This is a genomic window from Marinobacter albus (genome assembly GCF_030238305.1).
Lineage (GTDB): Bacteria > Pseudomonadota > Gammaproteobacteria > Pseudomonadales > Oleiphilaceae > Marinobacter > Marinobacter albus.
This window is the reverse complement of record NZ_JASSQD010000001.1, coordinates 92,200-115,974: the sequence shown is the minus strand read 5'-3', so window position 1 is coordinate 115,974 and position 23,775 is coordinate 92,200. Positions and strand designations below refer to the sequence as shown.

At 51.4% G+C, this 23,775-nt stretch carries 17 protein-coding genes; 6 read left to right on the top strand and 11 right to left on the bottom strand.

The window, feature by feature from the left end:
* Positions 1–109: 109 nt before the first annotated feature.
* A complete protein-coding gene (locus QQF73_RS00525; RefSeq protein WP_285366842.1) occupies positions 110–3,964 on the top strand; it encodes a hypothetical protein in 3,855 nt (1,284 codons plus the stop codon).
* A 294-nt stretch (positions 3,965–4,258) separates the two neighbouring features.
* Here the strand turns inward: QQF73_RS00525 and QQF73_RS00520 are convergent, their stop codons facing one another.
* The 7 genes from QQF73_RS00520 to QQF73_RS00490 all read right to left on the bottom strand — a co-directional run bounded on the left by QQF73_RS00520 (position 4,259) and on the right by QQF73_RS00490 (position 12,600).
* Complete coding sequence (locus QQF73_RS00520; protein ID WP_285366840.1) at positions 4,259–5,095, bottom strand: DUF7281 domain-containing protein; 837 nt, start codon at positions 5,093–5,095, stop codon at positions 4,259–4,261.
* Positions 5,085–6,320, bottom strand: coding sequence for a hypothetical protein (locus QQF73_RS00515; RefSeq protein ID WP_285366839.1), 1,236 nt, complete (start codon positions 6,318–6,320; stop codon positions 5,085–5,087). Before QQF73_RS00515 ends, QQF73_RS00520 begins: the two co-directional genes overlap by 11 nt.
* The gene (locus QQF73_RS00510; RefSeq protein WP_285366838.1) at positions 6,317–6,955 is read right to left on the bottom strand and encodes a hypothetical protein; all 639 of its coding nucleotides are present in this window, start codon (positions 6,953–6,955) and stop codon (positions 6,317–6,319) included. Before QQF73_RS00510 ends, QQF73_RS00515 begins: the two co-directional genes overlap by 4 nt.
* Positions 6,945–10,676 carry an ATP-binding protein gene (locus tag QQF73_RS00505; RefSeq protein ID WP_285366837.1) on the bottom strand — a complete coding sequence of 1,244 codons (3,732 nt, stop codon included), beginning with the start codon at positions 10,674–10,676 and terminating at the stop codon, positions 6,945–6,947. The genes QQF73_RS00510 and QQF73_RS00505 overlap by 11 nt, the downstream gene beginning before the upstream one ends.
* A 231-nt stretch (positions 10,677–10,907) precedes the next feature.
* Positions 10,908–11,237, bottom strand: a complete 330-nt coding sequence (locus tag QQF73_RS00500; RefSeq protein ID WP_285366836.1) for a hypothetical protein — start codon at positions 11,235–11,237, stop codon at positions 10,908–10,910.
* 56 nt (positions 11,238–11,293) lie between these two features.
* Positions 11,294–11,833, bottom strand: coding sequence for a hypothetical protein (locus QQF73_RS00495; RefSeq protein ID WP_285366835.1), 540 nt, complete (start codon positions 11,831–11,833; stop codon positions 11,294–11,296).
* A gap of 128 nt (positions 11,834–11,961) precedes the next feature.
* Complete coding sequence (locus QQF73_RS00490) at positions 11,962–12,600, bottom strand: hypothetical protein (RefSeq protein WP_285366834.1); 639 nt, start codon at positions 12,598–12,600, stop codon at positions 11,962–11,964.
* A gap of 254 nt (positions 12,601–12,854) precedes the next feature.
* Here QQF73_RS00490 and QQF73_RS00485 point away from each other — a divergent pair, with 254 nt between their 5' ends.
* The 5 genes from QQF73_RS00485 to QQF73_RS00465 all read left to right on the top strand — a co-directional run bounded on the left by QQF73_RS00485 (position 12,855) and on the right by QQF73_RS00465 (position 19,754).
* A complete protein-coding gene (locus tag QQF73_RS00485; RefSeq protein WP_285366833.1) occupies positions 12,855–13,463 on the top strand; it encodes a TnsA endonuclease N-terminal domain-containing protein in 609 nt (202 codons plus the stop codon).
* Positions 13,464–13,499: 36 nt separating this feature from the next.
* Positions 13,500–15,455: a hypothetical protein gene (locus tag QQF73_RS00480; protein ID WP_285366832.1), complete on the top strand. Its 1,956-nt coding sequence runs from the start codon at positions 13,500–13,502 to the stop codon at positions 15,453–15,455.
* A complete protein-coding gene (locus tag QQF73_RS00475; protein ID WP_285366831.1) occupies positions 15,448–16,434 on the top strand; it encodes a TniB family NTP-binding protein in 987 nt (328 codons plus the stop codon). The genes QQF73_RS00480 and QQF73_RS00475 overlap by 8 nt, the downstream gene beginning before the upstream one ends.
* Positions 16,434–17,948: a TniQ family protein gene (locus tag QQF73_RS00470; protein WP_285366830.1), complete on the top strand. Its 1,515-nt coding sequence runs from the start codon at positions 16,434–16,436 to the stop codon at positions 17,946–17,948. The genes QQF73_RS00475 and QQF73_RS00470 overlap by 1 nt, the downstream gene beginning before the upstream one ends.
* Before the next feature lie 333 nt (positions 17,949–18,281).
* Complete coding sequence (locus QQF73_RS00465) at positions 18,282–19,754, top strand: KAP family P-loop NTPase fold protein (RefSeq protein WP_285366829.1); 1,473 nt, start codon at positions 18,282–18,284, stop codon at positions 19,752–19,754.
* Positions 19,755–19,911: 157 nt separating this feature from the next.
* Here the strand turns inward: QQF73_RS00465 and QQF73_RS00460 are convergent, their stop codons facing one another.
* The 4 genes from QQF73_RS00460 to QQF73_RS00445 form a co-directional block, all read right to left on the bottom strand.
* Positions 19,912–21,087: an NYN domain-containing protein gene (locus QQF73_RS00460; protein WP_285366828.1), complete on the bottom strand. Its 1,176-nt coding sequence runs from the start codon at positions 21,085–21,087 to the stop codon at positions 19,912–19,914.
* Between the two features lie 86 nt (positions 21,088–21,173).
* On the bottom strand, positions 21,174–21,737 hold the full coding sequence (locus QQF73_RS00455) for a hypothetical protein (protein WP_285366827.1): 564 nt from the start codon (positions 21,735–21,737) through the stop codon (positions 21,174–21,176).
* A gap of 87 nt (positions 21,738–21,824) precedes the next feature.
* Positions 21,825–22,220: a hypothetical protein gene (locus QQF73_RS00450; protein WP_285366826.1), complete on the bottom strand. Its 396-nt coding sequence runs from the start codon at positions 22,218–22,220 to the stop codon at positions 21,825–21,827.
* A gap of 324 nt (positions 22,221–22,544) precedes the next feature.
* The gene (locus QQF73_RS00445) at positions 22,545–23,726 is read right to left on the bottom strand and encodes a ComEC/Rec2 family competence protein (RefSeq protein ID WP_285366825.1); all 1,182 of its coding nucleotides are present in this window, start codon (positions 23,724–23,726) and stop codon (positions 22,545–22,547) included.
* Positions 23,727–23,775: the final 49 nt, after the last annotated feature.

Genomic DNA, 23,775 nt, shown 5'->3' with positions numbered 1-23,775 from the left:
AGGTAAGACCTTTCATAACAAGCGTTCCAACAGGCACACTTCATCATATTGGCTGGATAAGATGGTTACCCTGGGGTAAAACAGCTGGAGCTTCCACTAAGGTGAATACGTGGCAATATTTGACATCGAGAAAGACGAATTACTCCGGCTGACCGATACTCAGCTCGAAGAGTTAGTTGCTCGCCTCGCCGAGGCGGAAGTGTCGGCACACGGCCATAGCCCTGCTTGGGTAAACTGGTCAGGTTCAATCAATGCTCCTGATGAAGGAATTGACATTCATGTTCAGGTTCCCGTCGATACACTGAACACCGGCTTTCTTGAAAAGTCCGATACGATACTACAAGCCAAGAAGCACTCGATGCCGAAGGCCGAGATCACTAAGGAGATGGTCACCAACAGAGAATTGTCACCGACAATCTCTGAGCAAGCTGCAAAGGGCGGCAGCTACATCATTGTCAGCCTGGGTGATGATTGCTCCCCTCCCATGCTCAAGCATCGCTTAAAGTCTATGCGGGATGCGGTAAAAGATGATCCCAATAAAGGCAATATTCACCTGAACTTTTACGACCGTTCGAAGCTGCTTCAGTGGTTGCGACAGCATCCCTCTATCATGCTGTGGGCAAAAGGAAAGCTTGGCCAGGGGTACTCCGGATGGCAGCCATATGGCGCTTGGAGCAATCCACCACACGGTGTCGTCGACAATCTGATTTCTGAACCGGGCGTGACGGTCACGCTTCCGTCAGAGAAAGGCCAAAATCTCAACATTCAGGAAGCCATCGAAGCGATGCGGGACCTGATTCGGTCTACCAAGAAGGCTATTCGTATCAAGGGCTTATCCGGGGTCGGGAAGACGAGGATCGTGCAGGCACTCTTCGATGAGAAGGTTGGTTCAGACGCTCTAGATAGGACCATCGCCGTCTATGTCGATACTGGTGCTGAACCGGTCCCTTCGGCAGCAGCGGTACTGGACAGACTTGTCACTGAGGGCCGCCGTGCCATCATGATCCTCGATAACTGCCCATCAGAACTGCACTCTTCGCTGGCCAGCAAAGTGTCAGCCGCAAGCGGCGAGGTAAGCCTCATCACCGTTGAGTACGACATCAGGGAGGACAAGCCTCAGACAACCGAGGTAATCCACATTGAGGCAGTCGGACCGGAGGTAGCTGAGCTCCTTCTGATCCGTCGCTTCCCCAACATAGGTCAGATCAACGCCCGCCGGATAGCAGAGTTTGCTGACGGTAATGCGAGGGTATCCCTGGCAATCGCAGAGAGAGTAGAGGAAGGTGAGGGATTGGCTCAGCTTTCTGACGCGCAGTTGTTTAACCGCTTGTTTGAGCAGCGCAAACATCCGGACGAGAATCTGCGGGAACAGGCTGAGAAACTGTCTCTTGTGTATTCGTTCTCGGTCTCAACCCTTGAGGACGGTTACAACGAGTTGGAAGTACTGGACTCTATCTCGGGGCATTCCCAGCAGCAATTGTTTCGATCCGTCAAAATCCTGTTAGACCGTCATGTCGTGCAGAAGAGGGGGCAGTGGCGAGCCATCCTACCCCATGCCATAGCAAACAAGCTGGCAGCATCGGCACTTGAAAGTATTCCGGTTGATCAACTCAGGGCGACCTTTGAAGTCCCTGGCCGTGAACGCTTACTTATGTCGTTCGCACACAGGCTGGGACTGTTGCACGATCACCCTGTTGCGAAAGAGATCGTTGAGGCTTGGCTCCAGCCAGATGGGCTGCTGGGGCGGATTTTAGCGCTGGATGATATGGCAGCACGAATGTTGGACTATATCGGCCCGGTTGCGCCTAAAGTGCTGCTCGATAGGATTGAGGCAGAGCTTAACGCGCCTGACTTTGAGGGTATCGAACCACACCGAAACCCACAACGGACAACCATTCTCAAGCTTTTGCAGATGTTGGCATACGAAGCGGACGCCTTCGACCGCTGCGTCCGGCTGCTAATCCGGGTGGCGGACTATGAAGATGAGAACAACAACTGCGAGGCGGCTCAAGATAAGGTAGCGTGTTTTTTCCAGGCGTACCTGTCTGGCACACATGCTTCTCTAGATCAGCGCATTGAGATTATGAATGAATGCCTTTTGTCAGACTTGGCTGGACGCAGGTCGCTGGGCTTCCGGATGCTTTCAACCGCCTTGGGTGGGCCGCCGTGGACAGGCTATGGAATGAACGAGTTTGGTGCGCGCCCAAGAGACTTTGGATTCCGACCCAGCCACGACGAACTCGTGGAGTGGCGCAGTGCCTTTATCGACGTTGCGGTGCGATTAGGAACTTCTGGCGATCCTGCTCTTGAAGGCCCCGCACGGGAGACCCTGGCGAACGTGTTTCGAGGGATATGGCACCACAAAGCGATGAGGGACAAACTCGTCGATTCTGCTCGAAAGCTACATGCCCATCAGCCTTGGGTCGAGGGTTGGAAAGCCGTCCGATCGACGATCTATTTCGACCACACCAAGCGCAAAAACAAAGATGATTTCGAGCCACTGCCCGATAACCTTGCTCTATTGAATAAAGACTTGGAGCCCGATGACTTGGTTCCGACAATAATGACATACGTACTCGGCAAGGGGCACGACTATTGGGCGCTAGACGCCGACTTTGATCCTGATGATGCCAACAAGTATGGCGAAGCTGAAAAGCGACTTGTAGCCAAGGCGCTCCAGTTGGGCAATGACTTCGCAGCATCAGACCATGAGCTCGACGAGTTGGGGGACCGCCTGTTCTCTAGCGACTGGATACCCTATCGCGCCGCATTCGGGAGAGGTTTAGCGAAGGGGGCAAATGACCAGCGAGTCGGTTGGCAGCAAGTCGTCAATCAATTGAAGCAGCAGCCTGAAGGCAACAAAGACTTTGCAGTTTTTGGCGGCTTCATTGAAGAGGCTAACTCTGTCGATCCAGCACTTGCACAGGAGCTGCTTGACCAGTGCGCACAGCACCCTCAACTCCGAAACGTACTGGTCGGATTGCACCCCTCGCGGGAGTTCACAGAAACGGACTTGGATCGTTGTATGACGCTTCTGGATGATTCTGGTATTTACCCGCGAATGTATGGACCAATCCTGTGGCGGGACGAATATGCTCACTTGCCCGAAGGCCGTGTTCTTGAACTTGCTCAGCGACTCCTAAGTAAACCGAACGGCGATGACGTGGTTTTAGATGCCTTCAGTATGAAGTTACATGGCAGAGAGGAAGAGGCTGATACCCTTGGATCGCCCCTTAGACGGATTGGTCTGAGGGCAGCGATTAATAGGCTTCAAGGAGATCACCGTGACCCTGGCGACTCTATGGACTATCACATGGAGCGCGTCGTCAGCTTTGCGTTGCGCTTTGATGGGAACGAAGCCGAAAAGCTGGAGTGGTTAGACACTATCGTTGCGGTTATTGATGAGCACTATGGCTACATTCATGCATTCGAAAGTCCTATCGCGACGACTATCGCATTGATGCCTGAGGCGTTTCTTGATCGCATTTTCGAGGGCACTGAAAAAGAACAAGATCGACGACTGCTCTTTCTTCAAGATGAAGGCTTGCGTCAGTCTCCTCTCGCCAAAACCGATACAGATGTTTTGATTGAATGGTGCAGTGCCAAAAACGATAAAAGCGTGTGGTCGTCTATCGCGGCGGGCATCAGTCTTTGGTCAACGAATGGAGATGAGGGGGGAGTGGTTACCATTTTGGATTCAGCGATCAGGTTCCTCGAGGCCTCTCCTGAGCCAGAAGCCATTCTGGAGGCATTCGCCGAGCGCATCACTCCATCATCTTGGTCTGGTAGCCGAGCGAATGTGATGCAACCTCGAGCGGATGCCATTGGTGAGTTGGTCGAACATGAGCGCCCAGAAATCTCTCAGGCTGCTAAATCAGTTTCTTCGCAACTGGCTAAGTTGATCGAATCCGTGAGAGAACGTGAACAGCGGGCAGACGAAGAACGAGAACAACGGTTTGAGTGACGGTAAGGTAACGTCAAGTCCATTCGAACACCCGCCGCTCCGCACTGTGGAAGGCCTCAGCTTGTATGTATGACCGCTCAGTGTAGAAATCTACAACCACCGCTAACGTTCGAATGTGCAGCAAGCCCCATTCATTACCAGCTTTCCGGAAATAGTCCGTGAAGGATACTAGGCTGAAGGTATCCCGTAAGGGCTATCTGACCCGGCCCGCCCGAGAGATTGAACCCTCAACAGCAAAAACACCACACAGCATACGTTACGGTTGTTCAACGACCGACGTAGCCAAATTCAATCCTAAGTTATCGGGCAAAGAGTCAGTTCGAAGCCCTTCGCCGTCAAATACTCTTGGGTGAGGGAGAGCCTGTTTTGAAGGATGTGATTTCGAATGTGGGCGGGCAGGTTATTGGCCGCTTCCATTTGTTTGGCTAACGCGGATTGTAGATGGAATTCCCTCAGCTTATTGCCGGCCTCGTTTTGACGGATTGCTTGCCAGTCTTTTGGTATTAAACATGCGCCAGCCGGGTAACGACTGGCCATCATCATACCGGCAGGGTCGAAATCAAAGTAAGCGACGACCTGCTCTCGGGGCAGCGTCCCTAGCCAGCTGACAAGAGGCTTCTGGGAAGATCCATGCCCCTTGTAAACAACAATGGGGTTGCTCATGTCCTGAGGCCATCGGATCTGACTGGAATTGATTAGCGTCTGTCCATTTTCAACAACGACCACGGTCTCTGAGACATCGCACCCATCTAACAAATTTTGGGCCGGTATGCTGAGAAAGGCACCGCTGGGCACAAACGGGTTTCCACTCACCGGGATGACTCCGCCGGCGGGGCGGGTGAATGTGACCATTGTTTCAAAGACGCCACCGAGGGCCAGCTTTTCATCGCTAGTGCGATCGGCCTGTGTCGCCCGGTCCCGGGGCAGCCCATCCAAAGTCGGGTCCACACCAGCCTCCCGGAGCACAAACTGCCTAAGCCGTTCCAGATCTCGTGCCGTAAACTCTATCCGCTTTCCGACGGTTCTACCTGTTTCGGTTAGGTCTGTGACTCGGCGCCACAGGGGATTATCAGCCACATCCTGACGGCGCGAGCTCAGAAACTTATGGATGGCCTCCAGTTCACGACGCATGGACAGGCCTCAAGATCACGTCGTTGACGTACATGTTGTCGGGATACCGCTCATCATGCACACCTTGGTACTCCATCGTGATGGCCTGTCTGAGCTCTTCCGGCAACGCACTGACGTCGGTACTAATCATTTGCAGCCAGGAAGGCAAATCGATATCCAGATCCATGACCGTGCGGGAGTGTTTGGCACCCACCGACATACCCTCTTCAGTCACCATGACGATCAACTGACCAATGGCCTCCTGTATCGGGTCTGGTTGCATTACCTCCCGATCGGGCTCCTGACTCATATCAATGGGTACCCGGGGTGAATCCGGTACCCAGTCTTCGCTCTTATCCTTACGCAGCCCATTGGCCAGATCCGACAGAATGTTCTCACCATCGGGGTCAAGAAGGTCGGCATAACCACCAATCACGAAAGGGGCGGCTGCGTTAATGCTATCCGGACATCGAGAAAAATCGATGTCCTCAATGTCTGGCATGAACCCCGGGTTGTTGGCGTAAGCACTTTCAAATGTGCTGAGAAGCTTCACCATCTTTTGCTCTTCCTGCAAACGGCTTAGCAATTTCCGTAGCTGGAATAGTGCATGCCCCAAATCCTTCCGACTTTTCTCCAAGGCACCCGGGAGATGCTTCTGAAGCAGCTTTTCAAGAAAGGGTTCACCGATACTGAGTTCCGCCATCTCAGTAATCGAGAAGCTATCAAAGAGCACGTTTAACGCGTGGGCTCGACCGAGGACTCGATCGTTTTCTCGAATGCGTAATTCCAGGTTGTTGATATAGGCGAACTCGCTAGTGACATACTGGTTAAAACCAGTCGCCGCCTGACGAATGTCCTCAATGAGTTCCAAAATTCGCTCGGGGATTTCGTCTTCCAGGTTGCGCCGATCTTCGACCAAACCGTTGGTGATGGCAATCCGGTACGCATCGAACCGGTCCTGGAGATACACCCATTGACCGGCGATGTGCTCATGGGCGGAATGTCGACGGTGACTTTCCGTGATGTGGTCCAACAGCCTCGTGACTACATTTCGGATCTGATAACTGTCGGCATCATCTAAACGCCAAATCATTCGGTGTTTTCTCAACACCTGTATAAGGGCATCGTTTTCTGGAACATCCTCAATCCGGCCGTTAGCCTGAAGAAAGGCCTTAAGAATTTCTTCACCATAGCCGCCAAGGGCTTTCAGAGCCGATTTGGCGCTGTCCGTCTTGCCCTTGCTCACTCTAGAAACTCCATCTGACCGTCCCGCTGCTCTGGCTCAGGCAAGTCCTCATGGACGCTAATAAAGCTCATGGTGTCATAGAGCCAGCTCCACTTTCCCGTTGCCCGGTACTGGCTGCCAGCTGACCCAAGGCGGGTCAGGTAGCCTTCGTCAACCAGCTTGCCCATGACGTAGGATAGGCGCCCCTTGCTGTCCGATTGCCGGGAGCTAAAAAGCCCGCTCTTCACCAGGGATTCGAGTTTGGCTTCCAGTGCCGGCACCTGCTCAATGTGAGTTTGCATCTTGGACTCAGAGATTACCTCTCCGGGGACAATGGGGCGCTCAGAGCCAGATACATCCATGACCAGGCGTAGCCACTTTACCAATGGCTCGATCTGGTTAATGACCCTTGAGAACTGAGTCCGGATGTTCGATCTGGCATTACTGGTGCTGGGATCTATGTATGCCATCAGGTAGGAGGCGTTATCCTGAGTGGTCCGGATGCGCCGATTCAATGGCGCCAACATGTAGTCCATACGCTGCACCTGGTCTTCCATCCGTAGCAGGTTGAATTCTTGCGGGAAGCGATGCTCACAGACAATTTCGCCATTCAGTAACAGCGCATAAGCCGACTCAAAGGTAGGATTAGTGGACATCGAGGGCCTCCTCCGACATCGCCAGTTTCTGCTTCAGTTCGCTGCGCTTCTGGGCGCTCATGGCCATGGTCTCGTCGTCGGTAAACTCGATGATCTTGCCCTTCTGAACATAGAGTTTGTTTTCGAAGAATCGGCTGAGTGCCCGGTTCATGTCGGGACAGGCTGACATCATCGTGAGGTTGGCCTCCTCCAACATGGCAGCGAGCCTGGGCACGTTGTTGTTGCTCAAGGTTGCTAGTTCATCCACGGGCCAAATGATCCGAACCCGTTCGTCCGGACATAGGAAGCGGGTGACCCCCATAAAGATGACCATGATGGCTAGGTAGCTCAGGCCCCGGGAGCTGCTTTCTTCGAAATCCACCTCGGAACGAATGTAGCCCTCGCGGCCGTCCTCGGTCAGTGCAATGTACAGATCCACCATGGAGCGGATGTCGGTGCCAATCTTGGCTTCACGCAGGTCGCTCTGAACCAGCTGGAAGCCCCCGAGGATTTCGTCGTTCGGCAGTTCCCGCTGATTCACCGGTGCCCAGTCCTTCCAAGATTCCGAGAAGTTCTTCAGTGGTGCCCAGCTGATTTCGTCCTGAATTTTTGGGGTCAGAACGATCCGGATGTTTTCCAGGGATTCGATTTTCTGGTTCGTGTTGATGTGCCGGTCCAGTACCGCCCCCACCTGTCTCACTTTGCGGTGCAGGTTCTGCAAGCCTTCGAAGTAGGCTACGAGCTTCCCGGCTTCGTTGGCAAAGTGCTCGCGGGCTGCTGATTCGAGCTGTGGTAGGTTGCTTTCCAGCAAAATCCTCAAACCTTCAACGTGGCGCAAAGCTTGGGCTTCCGGGTCGAAATCCTCATCACTGGGCATCATCGCTTGGCGATGCTGCATGATCTCGTCCCAGGTTTTGTGGATCTGGGTTCCGTGGTAATTCTGGAGCACCCGCTGGGCGCTGCGGTAGGACGCCATAACCGCTCGTTTGAGATCAACAAGCTTGCTGAAATACTCTTGCAGGGTTGAGGTCAGGGCTTTGAGGTCGCCCTCCCGCCCCTCAATACCTCGGCCGGCCTCGGGGATCTTGTCCATGATGGTGACAGCGTTCTTCAGGGCCGTATTGATCGCGGCGTTTTCCTGATCGAGCGATTTGCGCTTGTCGCGCCACTCCTTCATGGTCGCTTTGAACGTCCGTTCTTTGTCCGTGTCTTCCGTTACCCGTCGATCGTACAGGCCCTTGGCATCTGTGAAACGGCTGTTTAACGATTCCAACTGGCTCCATTCCTGAGCCAACCAGCGCTGATACTCCTCAACGATGGGCTTGGCTTCGTTAAGTTCTTTGATGCGCCTCTCATACTGATCGACGGCTTTCTTGGTGCGACTGACCTCCTCTGCATCCAGCCCTTCCTCCGAGACAACCTCCAGGAAGGTTTTGTGCCGTTGCTTGAGATCTTCCTGGTGCTTCTCTTCGCCCTCTCTGGCTCGATCCCGAAGCCCCTTGATTTGATCTTCGATGCTATGGAGCTGTTCATCCCAGAGGTTTTTGGACTCAAGGTGAGCTTCGCTGAATCGTTCCTCAATGCCCCGAAGCAGGTTCTCTGTCTCTTCGTTATGGCGTTCGATCTGCCCCTCGATCTCAGCCAAATCATTCTCTATACGCTTTTTTCGCTCCTCAAGCGCATTCTGAATGCCGTGTTTCAACTCTTTAAGCTGGCGACGTTTTGTCGAAAGCGTCTGGGCTTTCTGACGAACCTGCACTTTGGCGTCATCGTTGTGATTCCGACATTGAGTGTGATGGTCATCCGCCTTTTTCAGGGCTTGGCCTGCCTCACTCAGCTGGTCGACGGCAACCGCGATGGCCTGGTTTGCTCTCTCGATGCGTTCACGGATCCGGCTTTCGCTGTCCGCGAAGGCCGGAATGTCGATGGCGTCCAGTTCCAAACTCCATCCCATGACCAGACCCGAGTTGACTTGGTCATCGGCCAGTTTCGGATTCAGGTCTTTGCGCTGCAACAAATTAGGGTCAATGATGCGCCCTAGCCGGCTGCCCCAGTCCGGATCTTGGTTGCGAAGCTCTGCCAACCAGGTGTCCGGTTCTGGATTCAAAGACTCCACCAACTCATCGCGAGCCCGAGTCTTCTCTTCGAGGCGGGCCTTTGCCTGAGAGTGCTTGTTCAGCTCAGCGTCATGGTCGATCCGGGCTTTTCGTTCGGCTTCATCGGTAACACTCTGGCGATCGACTGCGGTCTGATGTTTGGCGTCCGCTTGTTCGATTTCGGCTGAGGCGTCGTCAATCAGCTTCTGTTCGGACTCCAGGTACCCGATGTTTTCGATGCGGCCTTCGAGCTTGGATTTGTCGCCAAGCAGTTTCTCGCGACCCTTTTGCCGGGCCTGGGTGGTTTCGAGTACTTCTTTGTTCTTGGCGCGTTCAATCTCACCGAGCGCCTCGGATTTTTTGATTTCTGTTTTCCCGTGCTCGGAGTTTTTGTTTGAGATTTCGTCGTTCAGCTTTGCCAACCATTCGGCATGATCACCTTTCAGCTTGGCCATATCCTCCTGATACTTGCGCTCGTACTCCTCAATCTGACTAGTGATCATCTCGTAATAGCGCTTCGTTTCGGCAAGACTTTTCTCGACGTCTGGCAGGGTCTTGAGAGCTTCTACCTGTTCGGGGAGCTCGGCGTCCTGGTACTCGTTGTAAGTCTCTTGTAGCTGGGTGAGGCGTTTTTCCAGCTGCTCCATGTTGGTTCTGGCTTCGCCGATTTTTCGAATGCGCTCATTTTGCTGATCCCGGAATTCGGCCTCCAGTTCTTCGATCTTGTCGTTGAGCGCGCGCAACTCCGCTTCCTTCAGCCCAAGACGGTCTTGATCCCGGACCAGCGTTGCCTGCATGTCCAACTTCACTTGAAGCGCCTCATCCATTAGCGCCAGGCGCTCATTGTTTTGAATGAGGCACTGACGGATCCGGTCAGTCTCCCGGGCGAAGGCCTTCAGGCTTCGTATTTCAGAGACAAGGCTTTCCGCGTCCAGAGGTATAGGTGCGGAGTTGAGATGAATGTCCTGGAACATCGTCTCGCAAATCATAGTCTTGAAGTTGCCCATCAGATTGTTCTTGTTGAGCACAACATGAGCGAGTTTGTGGATGAACCGCATCTGGGTTTGTGGCCCTCCCAGTCCGAACTCACCAGCCTCGGCCTTCAGGGATCTACTGTCTGCACCCTTGCGACGGATGAGATCTGGATCTCGCTGAATGATGGCTCGATAATCCTGGATGGTCAGGATCTGACGGGAAACTCGAATGTCTTGGTCTTTGAGCAGGTCGATGACTTCTTGGGCTGACGCCCCCTCCCGGAGCCTGTCCGACATGCTCTCGGAGAATACGGTTTCATCGACGGCGCCCCGCAGAAATCGATAACACAGCTTGTTGGAGCGATGTCGGTAGAGCACTACACAGCAAAAGCCGTCCTGCTGGGTATACTCGAATACGATCATGGATTGCGGAGAAGGCAGGTAAAACTCCAGGAAGGAGACCTTGTTACCGGCCTTGGATACGAGGCGCTCTGGCTCTTCCCCATAAAACACTGGGATCAGAGACAGGATTGTTGTTTTGCCGGCGCCGTTGTCACCGGATAGGTGAGTTCGTTCGCGACAGGGAATTCTGACCGTTTTTCCAGCCATCTTTTTGTACGAGTGGTGAAGAATGATCTGCTCAAGCCCGAAGGTTTCGGATGGCTGACTCACATTGAGCTCCCTGCATTCAAAGAGTTAATGACGGCTAGGATAGTGGGCTTTGAGCGTGTTGTCAGCCGGGCCTCTCCAGCTGACTGTACTCAAAACTGACACTCATCAAAGATCAAAGTTGAAAGTGGTTGGAACACACTGGAAAGGAACCGAATTGTTCAATTTTCGCTGGACCTAATTCGGGGTTAGCGTGAGTGGCTCAACAGGGCGGGAACGAACTGGAGTAAATTGTTAGCTTTTTCTTTTCCCTAAGCCGGGTGCGCCGCCCTGAACTTCACCCGTAAAGCTCGCTTGGCCAGCGGGCGCTCGCTTTTTAGCGCTATTAGATTTTTTGCGGGCTTTCCGGGCTTTTCTAACTTGTTTTGCAAACTTCTTGGCCTGTTTTCTTTGTCTGTCCTTTTCCTCAATCTGCGCCTTTGCTTCAGGCAAAGCCTCCAGAGGAGAACATCCTCTTTCGCGGGCTATCTTCCGTGCGAGACCTCTTTCATCTGGAGTCGTGTCGGCAGACCCAAAATCTTCGACTGCCAGATTGTCTCGGGTTTCGTCCTTGCCATGTACCATGATGGAACCCCCACATAGCCATCGCTAAGCTAAGCGTTGGCTTAATGCCGTCCGCCTTACGTGCTTTTTTGCGTGTTTGCGCCCATCTGAAGCAGATCGATAAAGTCAGAACCTGCGGCGCTCTTGATAGGAAATGTTGAACTATCGTTTAGTTCCCGGACGATATCGCAGAGGCGGTGGATTGTTATTCCATGATCCGAGATCAGACCGACTTCCTGTTCAGATTTGACGTTGTTGATGACCAACTCTGACGTCCAGTTTCCATCGCAGAGTGTCTGCATGAGGGCTCGCTTTTTGGCGGCAAAGAACTTGCCCTCCACCCACTCGGCTACGCCTTCGACCAGCTCCTCTTCAGAGCGTGCGGCACTATTTGGGGCACGACCAGATTTCCGTGCAGCTTTCGGAACTTTTGATATGTAACTAACCGGCCGCATCGATGCCTGCACTTCTATATGGCGACAGGTGACCTCTGAGCCTTGAGAAAATTTCACAGCCACTAGATCAACCTCGTTTACACCAAGGCGAATACCGCGAATCGTGAAATAGCCTTGGCGATTTAGCCACTCTTCAACTATTTCTTCGGCTAACAGAGCCATAGGCCTCCTCTCTCATGCAAACAACGCCGATGTTAAGTGGCCCCTTGTCGGAGCGCAGCTTAGACTGACCGATCCGTCGGAGCCGTAGTGATTTTTACCAAAACCGTAGGCTTAGACCTAACGCTCTTTTATCCAAGCAAACTGGAATCGATACCAGCTTTATATAGAGCCCGCTGAAATCGGCGCCGATACTTGTCCGCGGTACCGCCGTATTCCGCCGCCAGCTCTACAAAACTCCAGCCCCCGAGGTTTCGCTTGATCAGATCGATGTCCTCTCCCGATAGGCCCTTCGCTGAAAGCAATGCATCTACGCGGTCATTGTCCAGAGACCCAAAACTTTCAGTATGGCTGATATGTTGATCCCAGTAGTCAGCATCGTCAGCCAGCTCTGACCTGATAATATGCCTGGCACGCCGACCTACCTCACCCTTCTCATTCTTTACTGACCACCTTCTGAGCCGGATATCGCAGTAATTCGACACGCCCGCTAACAGGTAGCGTGTAACGGGGTTAGCTAAACTACCGGGTTTTACACCGGTTTCTTCCGCTTTCAACGAGGTTGTACCAGCATGGGTCGCATTGAGCAGGCCCATAGTGACTTCATTCAGGGCATCTTCTGCGATTTGATGCACTTCAGAAGTCTTGTCGGTCCCGAATATGTGACCTAGCTTTTTTTCGACGACTGAAAGTGCTCTCCGCTTCACATCGTCGTGCATCGCAACCCGTCCGATCTCTTCGGTACTGACAGTACTTGTCGAATAGTCCATGCCTCGTGCCCTTTTTGTCTGAACCTATAAAAATTACCAATCTTTAATCCGACGCTTTTCTGAAAAAAATCTTCAGTTTTCCCAAATTTTTTGTCCGGTTTTGCTTCGCAGTTTAGTTACTTACCTGTGAACACGTGGATATCAACATTCCATAACGGAAATTAAATACGTTAAAAAACAGAGCCTTACACTCTTGCGCTGGATCTGCTTTTAGCTATTGATTGATATCTGAACAAGCACAACTGGAGTAACAAATGCAGCAACGTGAGCTCGTCAAACAATCACCGATTCGGTCTTCCTACCTCACGCACTCAGCCCATTACGGTCGAGTGTACGCAGTCGAAAGTACTCTCGAGCTCGACTACCTGAATCTGATTCGGTTTGAGAAAACCGCAGAGTCTGTCGAGAGTCAGCCCTTTTCGATTCGATTTCACCTCGCTGGCCGCCCCAGGCGCTATACGCCTGACTTTTTGGTCGTTGAGCGCGGACTCGAATACGTTGACGAGGTGAAAACACGGAGCGCGGCGAACAACCCAGAGTTCTGCAAAAAAGCCCGGAAGCTTAGCGGATTTTTCAGAGAGCGGGGCCAAATCTTTCGAGTTTTGACTGAAGATGACATTCGCCCCGGGCATCAGGCTCAAAATATCCGATTTTTAACACCAGTGCTTGATGCCCCCGCACCCCTGGGTGAATACCAAACGCTTCTCAACGCCACAGATAAGCGTTCTGCCTCGATATCAGAGCTTCAAAGACTTATTGGAGTTCTGGCAATGGAACCCTGTTTTATTCGCCGCGCCGCCGCCCACAAACTCCTGCGATGCGATCTGACCAAGCCTTGGGCCCGGCTGGAATTCACCTGGTGACACTCCCACATCCAGAAACTTCGAGAGGATCTGACCATGTTTAATACCATCGCCGTGACCGGAAACCGGGTGTCTTTTCACAATCTACACGCGACTCTGACAACGCTGCCAGACTCAAGCGTCGCTATCACCTTCGACGACGAAAAGCAGCCAACCATCATTAAGTCTCGCAGTGAGATTGAATCCGAATTCGGGAAAACCCTTCACCTAATACCGAAAGGGAAAGTTGCTTCGCCTAAGGCACCCCGCCTCTCGATTGCGGATCTTGAGGAGCTGAAACGACGCTCCGCCTATCTCGACGAGTTGCAGCGGCTGACGAAAAAAGACGGTATTGGCGGGGTTAAGATCCGAGAACAAGTCATTAGAAGAGTTGCCCGGGAAATCCATGACACGAACCCAATTTCTCCCGCGACTCTTGCACGTTGGGCTCAAAAAGCGCAAAGGCACTCCCATGGCATTGCTTCCACGCTGGGCGCGACGACACGCGATCGCAACTCCTGCTTTTCACAAGATATCCGGGATTTCGCGCTGGAAATGATTGACGACTGTTACCTACAGCTCGGAAACCCCACGCTTCAGTATGCATACGACTGCTTTACCGAAGAGTTTGAGCTCAGGTTCGGAAAAGAGGTTAGAAGACCCTGCCGCGAGGTGTTTCGCAAATGGGCAAAGCAAGCTCTCGACCCGATTGAATTTATCGAAAGACGCGAGGGTCGGCGCGCTGCAAGAGCGGCGGGCCGCAATGCCACTAAAAAACTTCGGACTGAACGAATTCTAGAGCGAGTGGAAGCGGATGCGGTGAATCTCGCCATTGGCGTCACCGATGAGAACGGTCGATATCTGGGGCCGGTAACGCTTTTCGCAGTCATCGACGGCTATTCACGCTCAATTCTAGGTTTAATCGTGCAGGTTGGGCGCGGCGAATCATCCGGTTCGGTGATTGACAGCTACAAGCATGCGATTTGCCCCAAGCCACTGGATTCCTTGCCTGGCACCGTCCAAAACAACTGGCCGATGTATGGCGCGCCAGAGACGTTTGTGAGCGATGGGGGCTCTGGTTATGCCAGCGTACAAACCCAGTCTTTTCTGCTCGACGCAGGGTGCCAGTCCCAGATCGTGCAAACCTATTCGGGATGGCGCAAACCATTCGTCGAACGATTCTTTCGAACGTTACGCACTCGCTTTGCGCAGACACTGCGGGGCTACTGCGGAAAACATACGGATCGTGCCAACCTGGATGCGACGATCAAAGAGAAAGCATCAATGACGTTGCAGGAATTCCGCACCGCCCTTTACGAATGGGTAATCGATGAATATCACCAAACGGCTCATCGCGGTCTGGGCGGCAAAACCCCCTATGACGTTTGGGAAGAGCAAGCACGTGTGTTTCCACCGCATTTGCCCCCCAACTTCGAGCGCATCAAATTCACCATGGGTGAAACCAGAACCTGCACCATATCAGGGGTTCACGCGCATCAAGGGATCCAGCTCAACAATCTGCGCTACAACGACCCTAACAACAAGCTCAAAAACATCGGCATGACTCTTCAAAGACAAGGTCAGGTAGCTCAGGTCACAGTGGAGTACACGCACAATGACGTTTATTCAGTCAACGTCGTCGATCCAATCACTGATGACATTTTCCAGGCTTTTGTGACAGACCCGGACATCGAGCCAGGCACAACACTCGCTGAGTTAAAGGTCTTGCGCGCAAGGACCTATACCAATAAAGGCTTCACCGGCCCACGTAACGCGAGGTCAAGCCAAACCGTCATTAATGCCAACGAAGCACACGACGTAAACATGCAACGAGTTAACTCGCGGCGCACCCAACGTGCTCCTACCAACGCTATAAGTGCGGAGATTATGAGACTCAGAGAGGGCGATGACACCCTTTCCTCTCCAACTGTCGGTAGGAATTCGATGTCCAGCGAACCACTGGAGCCCAGAGCAGAGGAATACGGTGCAGATGGAGAGTACGAAAATGATTGATGGTGATAACAGAAACTGGCGAGGACTGAAGCCTGCGACCGTCGCTTTTGCGGACTGGCGAACACGACATGACCGCTTCGAACAGGCAGTTGCTGACATTCAGCGAACCCATGCAATGTCCGGCGTGGAAGGTATTGGAATGCTGCTGATGGGGATACCAGGCTTGGGGAAATCCTCCATCCTTGCGTCCTACATCAAACGTCATCTCAAAGAGCGCAACGACTTGGAGAGTCCTGGTCGTTCTATAGAGCCAATCATTCTTGTCTCTGTACCCGCAGAGCCAACTCTTAAGACGCTGATCCAGGAAATCCTGCTGGCGTCGAGTTATGAAGGATCGATCAAGGGTACGGTTGGTGAACTCAAACAGAAGCTCAATGAGCTGATCCGCGAGCGAGGGGTAGAGCTGCTCATTTTCGATGAGTTTCAGCATTTTCTGCGCGAGCAAGCGAAGTCAAACACGAGAGGCGTGGTTAATCACATCAAACTAATGATGGATAAGCACAAGCTGGCCGTGGTTATGGCTGGCACACCAGCGGGCTACCGATCCATTGCCCACTACGACGAACTGTACCAGCGATTTGCTCAACGCCAGACGCGTCTCACGCCGTTTCAGATTGACTCGGAGGAAAATCTCCAGGCTTTCGGTTCGTATCTGAGAGCATGCACGGGCTTTCTCAACCAACAAGGTGTGAAGCTCATTCCGTTGGCCAATAAGGAGATGATGGTTCGCGTATACGTCGCGACAAAAGGGATCCCTCGATTGATCGCAGGGCTCATAAAAATGGCGCTTGAAAGCGCAGAGCAAGGGGAAATGATTACTCAGAACGACCTTGCTGACGGGTTCACCAAAACCTCAATGAACCCAGATCTTAAAAACTTCAATCCATTCCGTGCAAATTACGAGCGGGTCCTCGAGCACGCCGCGAAAGCTCAGAAAAAAGCGGCTCGTGAGAATTCGAAGAATTGGAATATTCACTGATGAAACGATTCGCTCTTAGGCCGGAACCTCACCCTGACGAATCCTTCAACGGATTCCTATTGCGTGTTGGCAAACTCAACTGCGTGTTTAAGCCGGCCGAAATCCTCTGCTGTCTGGGCACAGAGACCATGGCCGCGTCCGGAAATTCCGGGTGGCTCGAAGCGCCGTCCAGGGAAATTTTCAGGGCACTGGAACTAAGGCTTGAGAGGCCTTTAGAGCATCACAGGGTGCGATTTAAAGCACGAGACCAACTTCCATGGCTACGATCAGAACATCGCATGATTTCCGACCTAAGGCTTGGCTTCCCGCGGATTTGTCCTGACTGTGTATCCGAGCAAGGCTTCTTGGACTGGCGGTGGGGAATGGCAGTCACGGCCCATTGCCCAAAGCACAAACGTTTGTTGGTAGAGCACTGCCCTGGCTGTCACAAGAAGCTCAACTGGGGAGGGAGCTTGCTCATAGGCTGCCCGTACTGCGAAAAAAACTGGGATGACATGGAGCTCAGCCGCGCATCCGAGGTCACCGAGACGGAACGTCAGCTCTGGGACGAGATGGGCGCTGAGTTAACTGAGGTGGACGCATCCCGTTTGAGAGATATTTGCCTGGCGATCAGTTTTGCCATGCGCCCGTTCGACGTGATTCACGAGCCGGTCAAACATTGCCCCAGTATCAGTGGCCATTCTGAATTTGTACGTCGTGCGTATCTGCTCCTCGAGAGACCAGATCTAAATGCATCCTGGCGCAAACAGTGTCATCAAAGAAGACGAGAACTTCGCTTTCTTGGGACGGATTTCGTGGAAGCCCCCTGCAATCTGTTTAATGCTCACCTTGAGCAAAACTGGCGAGGCCCTTGTGAAGAAGCTCGTCTTGGCACCGAGGCACCTACCCCAAAACAGAACTTTCCGGAAGTCACGGAGTACATTTCCCAGTCGAGACGAGACAGGAGTCTAGAATCGGAAGGAAGCTCAGGCTACCGATATCAAGTCACTGTTCAGTCTTTCGCAGAAATTACAGGCATGAGCATAGATTCCGCGCAGGATTTCTTTAGGGGCAAGGCTCTGATCGCCCACAAAAATGTGCGCTTCTCCCGTAGCCGCAGATTCGATCTTCGGCAGTTAAGTAGCATCATCCATGCACTGCCAATTCCCGAGGATTCGATTGAAATCTTCCCGGACAACCCAGCCTTCAAGAAATATTTGACGACCTTCGGTGAACTCGCGAATCAAGTCATGCGTTGTTGGGCCCCTGGGGGTTTTTCAAAAGCCCGTGGGATCAGGAGCGTATTTCTTAATCAACGCAATTTCGAGAAGTGGCTAACGAATCGGCTGCTCCGGCACGAAAAAAAAGAACTGAAACTCGAACAGGTCACCGAAGCCCTAAATTGTTCGACTCAAGACGTTCGTAATCTTGTGAAAGCCGACGTACTCAAATGGGCGAAAAGCCAGAATGGTCAACCGAGGGTACGCGGCCGGTCTTTTTGTGAGCACGTCATGCTCTCAGCGCAGGCGAGGTGATAAGCGGTCAAGCCAAAAGAGGCCAGGTCGTTGCCTCCTTAGTTGCAGGCCCTTACAGAATCCCCGGGGGCATTGCGCCCTTTCGCAGGAGTATGTCCAAACCGTTTTAAAACCATCCGTGGCAACGGGGTAGAAGCACTGATCCACGAACTCTACAAAATAACATCTACTCAAGCGCGCATCACTTCAAAAAAAATCAGTTCCGGATCGATACGAGCAGAGATATATAGCCTACCTTTTTAGGTTCAACTTGTTCGGTTACAAATTTAGACGTACTGTTCCTCGATATCTAACATCACGAAAAATTTAACTTTTTTACAAACAGGAGCGGTCATGACTAATGAGATGGCGACGGGAAACCAAACTAAGACCGACAATTGGGCAGCCGACAAACTGGACCGAGAAAGCCAAGCAGTACTCCTGACGAATTTCTTAAAGCAACAGTACGAAAACAGATCATCTCGCTTTGCCCTTAACATCAATTCCTCTTGGGGGTTCGGAAAAACCTTTTTTCTTGATCGCTGGAAAAGAGATCTCGAAGATCAAAGCTATCTTGTCCTGGAATACAATGCGTGGGAGAACGACTATTCAAAAGATCCCCTGATGTCCTTCTTGTACGAGATCAGCTCGCAGCTTAGTCGACGCCTCGACGAGTGCGCTAAAACATCGAAAGACGCGCAAGTCGTTAAGAATGCAAACGCCAGCTTGACTGCGAACAAAGAGCTCACCGAATTCCTTAAAAGTAACGGCCTCCAGCTAATGCGTTCACTAATTTCTGTTAGCACCGGTATGAAGGTGCCTGAGGGAATAAACCTTGGCACGAGTCCCTATGAGGCTGAGCAAAAGAGGAAGGAGGCCGTTGAGGAATTCAAAAAAAAATTATCAAACGTTATCGGAACCATCAAACAGCATGAGGGAGCAGGAAACGAGTATTTCAAAGCACCCCTATATGTATTCATAGATGAATTGGATCGCTGCCGCCCAAACTTCACGATTGAGCTAATCGAAGTTGTAAAGCATATCTGCAACGTTGATCACATCTTTTTCATCTTCGCGACGGATGGAGAACAGCTACAGGCATCCCTCAGAGGGATGTATGGACCAGGATTCGATGCAGAGGTTTACTTCAATCGCATCTTTTCTAGAGAAGTCCACTTGAGCCTTCCGAATAATCATCGGTTTGCTAAGGCGCTGGAACGGGAATATGAGATGTTTGATAGTGAAGACAATTTAGGATCCTTGATATTCGCATCCTACCCCGAGGTTCAATCCGGAATAGAAAAGTTTTACGTGGACTTCCAGTGGGTATCAGATGCTTTTAACTTAGACTTGCGGAGTCAACATCAGCTTGCCGCGACGTTTGACACACTGATGAAAACGCGCGCCTATGAGAATGAGCAAACCTTCACCGTAGGGGCTCTGGTCCTAATACTCCTCTGGCAAAGAAAAAAGCAGCTCTTTAAAGATTTGGTTTCGAGCCCTTTAAAAACTCAAAGCAAAAATGAGCTTTCTAAGCTATTCAGAGGGTTAGGCGGGTTTGAAGATAGAAAAGGCCCGGTCCTATGTCCAAAATCGGCAGATAGTTGGGATGTCGCCCAGATCACGATTTCAGAGGTCATGATGTCTTTTCTTCAGCTTTTGCATGCCAGCAGAAAAGAAATCATAGACATCAAAAGAGGCGAAGTGACATCGTTTTTCTTTGTACAAGAGATCTGCGAATCTCCCGCGAACACTAACCGACATAGGCCTCATTTGGCCCTTCCATCTCTATTGAAAATGATCGACCAAATCATGCTAGCCGCTTAAGCGGTAGAATAAATTTAGGCCGCCGATCTCTTGGGTGCGTCGGTGGTCTAATTATCTAGACCGGCAAAACCCAACTGGCTTGATATTCTTGGTCGGATACCATGCTAAAGGCAGAAACCTCTTTTAAATATCTCTCGTTTAGCTGCACTACTGATTTTTAAATAACCGCTTCCGCTTCAACACTCCGTAACATAGTGCATAGATCAGGCATTGCTGGTTGTGTAAAAAGTAGATTCTGTATAATCGAGGGCTCAAACTCAACAGCATTCTCGGTACACGCAGACCTCAGTCTGCGGATAAATGCCATATCCACTTCTTTCATGTGGTCATGTTCAGACTTTAGCTTCAGCAAACGACTATCGTGCTGAGTATCGTCAATCATTTCAAACATCTGAGCCTTGTAAAGCAGAGCAATCGCCTTTCGAATATCTGCTGCGGTAACGTCCTTTCGCACCGATGCGATGCGTACTATCAGCTCCTCGATCATGTCCTGCTTTTCTAACGGAGGTAAATCTCCAAGCGTCGCACCAACCAGCCCAAGCAACTCTCTCGGGACAGTGACCCATTTTTTCTTGCGCAGCAGAGCTTGATAACTCTCCCGACTTCCAGGCGTCAAACCAGCGTCAGACTTACGGGGGCTGTCTGTTGTCACCAGCTCAGCCAACCAAATAGTATTGCTGCCGGGCGCCATTTTAAGGGCAACCGTATCTATAGCCTTCAGAAACATAGAAAAAGAGCCGAAGCCCATGTCCTTTTCACTGAATGCGCTATTGACGTTGAGGACACCTTGTTTCAGTACATTCAAAGCTAATGGTTCAGTACTTGCAGCCAAAATGGATTCTACGATCTCAGCTGCATCATCGAACTCGAGCTCTCTCGTGTTGGTTGAGACAGGATCTGTATGGATGTAGCGAGAGCATGACGATTTCACACTCTCACTCAATGGTGAACGAGGGCCAACCCCGATTACTTCCTTTCCCATTTCCCTGAGGCGACGAAATAGTGGCGAGAAGTCAGAATCTCCCGTTGCCAGCACAAACCAATCGACATCAGTTAGCCGCAGTGCATGTTCCATGACATCAACAGTCAGCTGGATGTCAGCCGAATTCTTACCACTGACGGGGTGAAAACTGTGGATTAGTTCGAACCCTAGGCGATTCAAAGGGGCTTGGAAATTGGAGATACCAGGCTTACTCCAAACTCCATACGCACGCCTGACGATCACCTGACCAATAGCACTGATATCTGCCATCAATCGCTCAGTTCCATCATCCTTCACCCACTGAGTCAGATTTTCAACGTCGATGAAAACTGCAATTTTAGACTTTTCCAAACACTCTCTCCTTGTTCCGATCAGTAGATATAACCAGCCCCTAATGTAATGGACACGCATCGATAACAGAGACTGGTTATGGGTTATTACCCAATAATCTCAACTGTGAGTGGTCGATTGAGCTTTGTTGACAGATCCTCCAGCAATCTCTTTTTGCTTTTGGTATTGCTGTGGGTAACGACAAAAAATTTACCAACTTGAACTTGCCCGTATTTTGGATGCTTCGACTTCGAGACCAGGTCGACTCCGTTCACAGTAAGCCTCAGGGCACGAACGTTTTCTAGTCCAAAATACTCGATTGTTTCAGCCATCGTTTGAGCAGCGGTATCTCTCTGAATTACAGCCCCATTAGCCAGCGTAACTCTGATACCTGTCCGAGCAGCTTTAGAATGCGGCCTCATCGAATATCCGGGCTCAATTTTTACTCTTTCACGGGTTTTTATGTCGATTCCAGAGCTCCATTCACTCTGTAATTTTTCGAGTTTAGAACGAAACTCTTTAAGTTTTTTTCCTGCGCTGCTGATAGCTTCAGCGTCGTCATATTGGCTTTTGCTAAATGCAGCGGAACCCTCCTGATTTAATTGGGATTCAACAACCTCAATTTCCTCCAGTATTAAAGAGAATGCAGCCGATACTCCATCAGATTTCATGACTCGCTCCAATCTTTCGCACCGTAGAACGCTGAGCAAACAGATTGCCCTTTCCTCCATCCGGGTCACGCGCTTGGTTAGGCATGTTTAGTTCCGCAACTCTGCAATCACTTTCCAATGCTTTTTCCCTGGAAGCAAACACTCCCAAAACCTCCAGCCATTAACTGGATTGCCCGTTATTGAAACGGCAGCAGACGAGGGTGAAGTAAACCGCTTGCCCTGAACTACAAGAGCACCCTCGGCTACAACCCCGGTATACAGCTGGCCCTTATAGGTCGCGCGAAATTCGGTCCCATGGGGAAAGGCAACACCCTTACATACCCATGGCTTTCCGCCCGTAGTTTCGTTACCTGCTGTAGGTTTAGATGCTTGACCGTCAAGCCCAAGGAGCAACCGAATTACGTCATTTTCGGTCATCGATTCAGACTCTCGGCGAACTGTTAGCTCTTTGAAAACTTCAAAATCAACTTCGATCGTTGCCATGACTAGACCCCACCATTTAGCGATATTAGTATTAATAGTAGTATTTATAGCTTTTATAGCAAGGAAGTTTTGTGTCTATCGAGGGGTCTTTTTATGCAAGACGCTGCCAGCATGCGCGGATACGGAATAGAGGAAGAGCCGAAATGCAGCAGACGGTCTTCTTCTGATGAGAAGTTATCAATGCGTGTCCATTGAAGTTGCGGTATGCCAGCTAGAAAATAGGAAGGATACAGTGTCAGAAGCCGGATTTTTCTAACTCCGGTCGGGTTCTACCCCGTTGCTACGGACATTCCCAAAAGGAGGCTGCACTTACCCCAGTCTACTCTATAGCGGGAATGTAAGATCGCCACTAACTCTAGTTATGTGCGGGGCAGATCCCTGAAGCGTGGATAGCTTGGCTTTGATATTTTTGAAGGGGTGTCCGTAGGGGTTTAGCCCGACGGAGATTGCCACCTCCATCTTAGGAAAAGTCCGCCGCCACGAACTCAAGTCCAAGGTGCCGGCTTGACCTCCATGGTGCGGGGCTACCATTACTACAGGGTTCTTCGGCAAATAGGAGGGCAAAGCTGCGAGGATCTTAGAGTAGTGGTGATCGCCCGTAAGAATTGCCGTGCGCTTCGGGCCGAGGACGGCTAATACGATACCTGTCTGATTTCTTGACCTCCCTGGGCTTGCGCGGAAGAGTTGGATTTGAGAGGAGGAAAGATTGCTGTCATGGCACAGCACGATCCTTTGCCCAGCAGAAGATGGGGGAGATGCGGGTGGCAATGAATACAGTGGCACACCGGCAGCAGCGAGGTCGTTTGTTAATCGTCGAAAAGTAGTTGTGTTGGGCAGCTGGCTTGGAGCTTTAACGGAGCCAAGCTTGCTGAGATCTGCTTTAGACATTGCGAGTAATGCTTGGTAGTGATCTACGTCCCAATGACTGATAAAGGCCGTTATTTTCCTCGGATCCTTCGCCAGAGCTCGATTCCGAACTAACTGTTCAACTTCGGGTCGCGAGTATCGCATCGAAGCTCCAATATCATAGATAAGTACGCTCTTCGGTGAACGAACTTCGTTCCAGTTTCCCTGACCACAATCGATGACTGCGAGTTGAAGTGGACCATCACTGTCGAAAACTCGTTCTCCCGTTCCACCGATCTGGGTTTCGGCGAAGTTTGGGCGACTCAAGTACTCCGTGAAATCAATCGGTCGCAAAGGCCCAGTTAAGCGGGCCCTCAAAAACGTTCCGCCCTCCTCCTCCTCAGATACAGGTCGGTAGGTGAAGTCTTCGAAAAGCGAAGGAGCTAGCTCATACCACGATCCTTCCTTCATCGATTTCCACGGGGGTGCTTCGACCTCAATTGCAAGCATCGACTCAGAGCGCTTTTCGTCGGCTGGCTGCCCAAATCGGTTTTCCAAACGGAGATTGTCGTCGAAATTCTCGGTGTCCACGAGCAGGGTGCGACGCCTTGAACTCAGACTAGCTGGAATGAAGTCTAATTTTTCTACATATACACGCACGCCGTTCCCTCGTTGAAATAATAAAATAAGGATTGGTTAGAAAGTTGTT

What these genes read in the sequence shown, in the direction of transcription:
- QQF73_RS00520 (WP_285366840.1), bottom strand. Translation starts at nt 5,095, where the DNA reads ATGCGTCGTGAACTGGAGGCCATCCATAAGTTTCTGAGCTCGCGCCGT.
- QQF73_RS00510 (WP_285366838.1), bottom strand. Translation starts at nt 6,955, where the DNA reads ATGTCCACTAATCCTACCTTTGAGTCGGCTTATGCGCTGTTACTGAAT.
- QQF73_RS00500 (WP_285366836.1), bottom strand. Translation starts at nt 11,237, where the DNA reads ATGGTACATGGCAAGGACGAAACCCGAGACAATCTGGCAGTCGAAGAT.
- QQF73_RS00495 (WP_285366835.1), bottom strand. Translation starts at nt 11,833, where the DNA reads ATGGCTCTGTTAGCCGAAGAAATAGTTGAAGAGTGGCTAAATCGCCAA.
- QQF73_RS00490 (WP_285366834.1), bottom strand. Translation starts at nt 12,600, where the DNA reads ATGGACTATTCGACAAGTACTGTCAGTACCGAAGAGATCGGACGGGTT.
- QQF73_RS00485 (WP_285366833.1), top strand. Translation starts at nt 12,855, where the DNA reads ATGCAGCAACGTGAGCTCGTCAAACAATCACCGATTCGGTCTTCCTAC.
- QQF73_RS00480 (WP_285366832.1), top strand. Translation starts at nt 13,500, where the DNA reads ATGTTTAATACCATCGCCGTGACCGGAAACCGGGTGTCTTTTCACAAT.
- QQF73_RS00475 (WP_285366831.1), top strand. Translation starts at nt 15,448, where the DNA reads ATGATTGATGGTGATAACAGAAACTGGCGAGGACTGAAGCCTGCGACC.
- QQF73_RS00470 (WP_285366830.1), top strand. Translation starts at nt 16,434, where the DNA reads ATGAAACGATTCGCTCTTAGGCCGGAACCTCACCCTGACGAATCCTTC.
- QQF73_RS00465 (WP_285366829.1), top strand. Translation starts at nt 18,282, where the DNA reads ATGACTAATGAGATGGCGACGGGAAACCAAACTAAGACCGACAATTGG.
- QQF73_RS00455 (WP_285366827.1), bottom strand. Translation starts at nt 21,737, where the DNA reads ATGAAATCTGATGGAGTATCGGCTGCATTCTCTTTAATACTGGAGGAA.
- QQF73_RS00450 (WP_285366826.1), bottom strand. Translation starts at nt 22,220, where the DNA reads ATGGCAACGATCGAAGTTGATTTTGAAGTTTTCAAAGAGCTAACAGTT.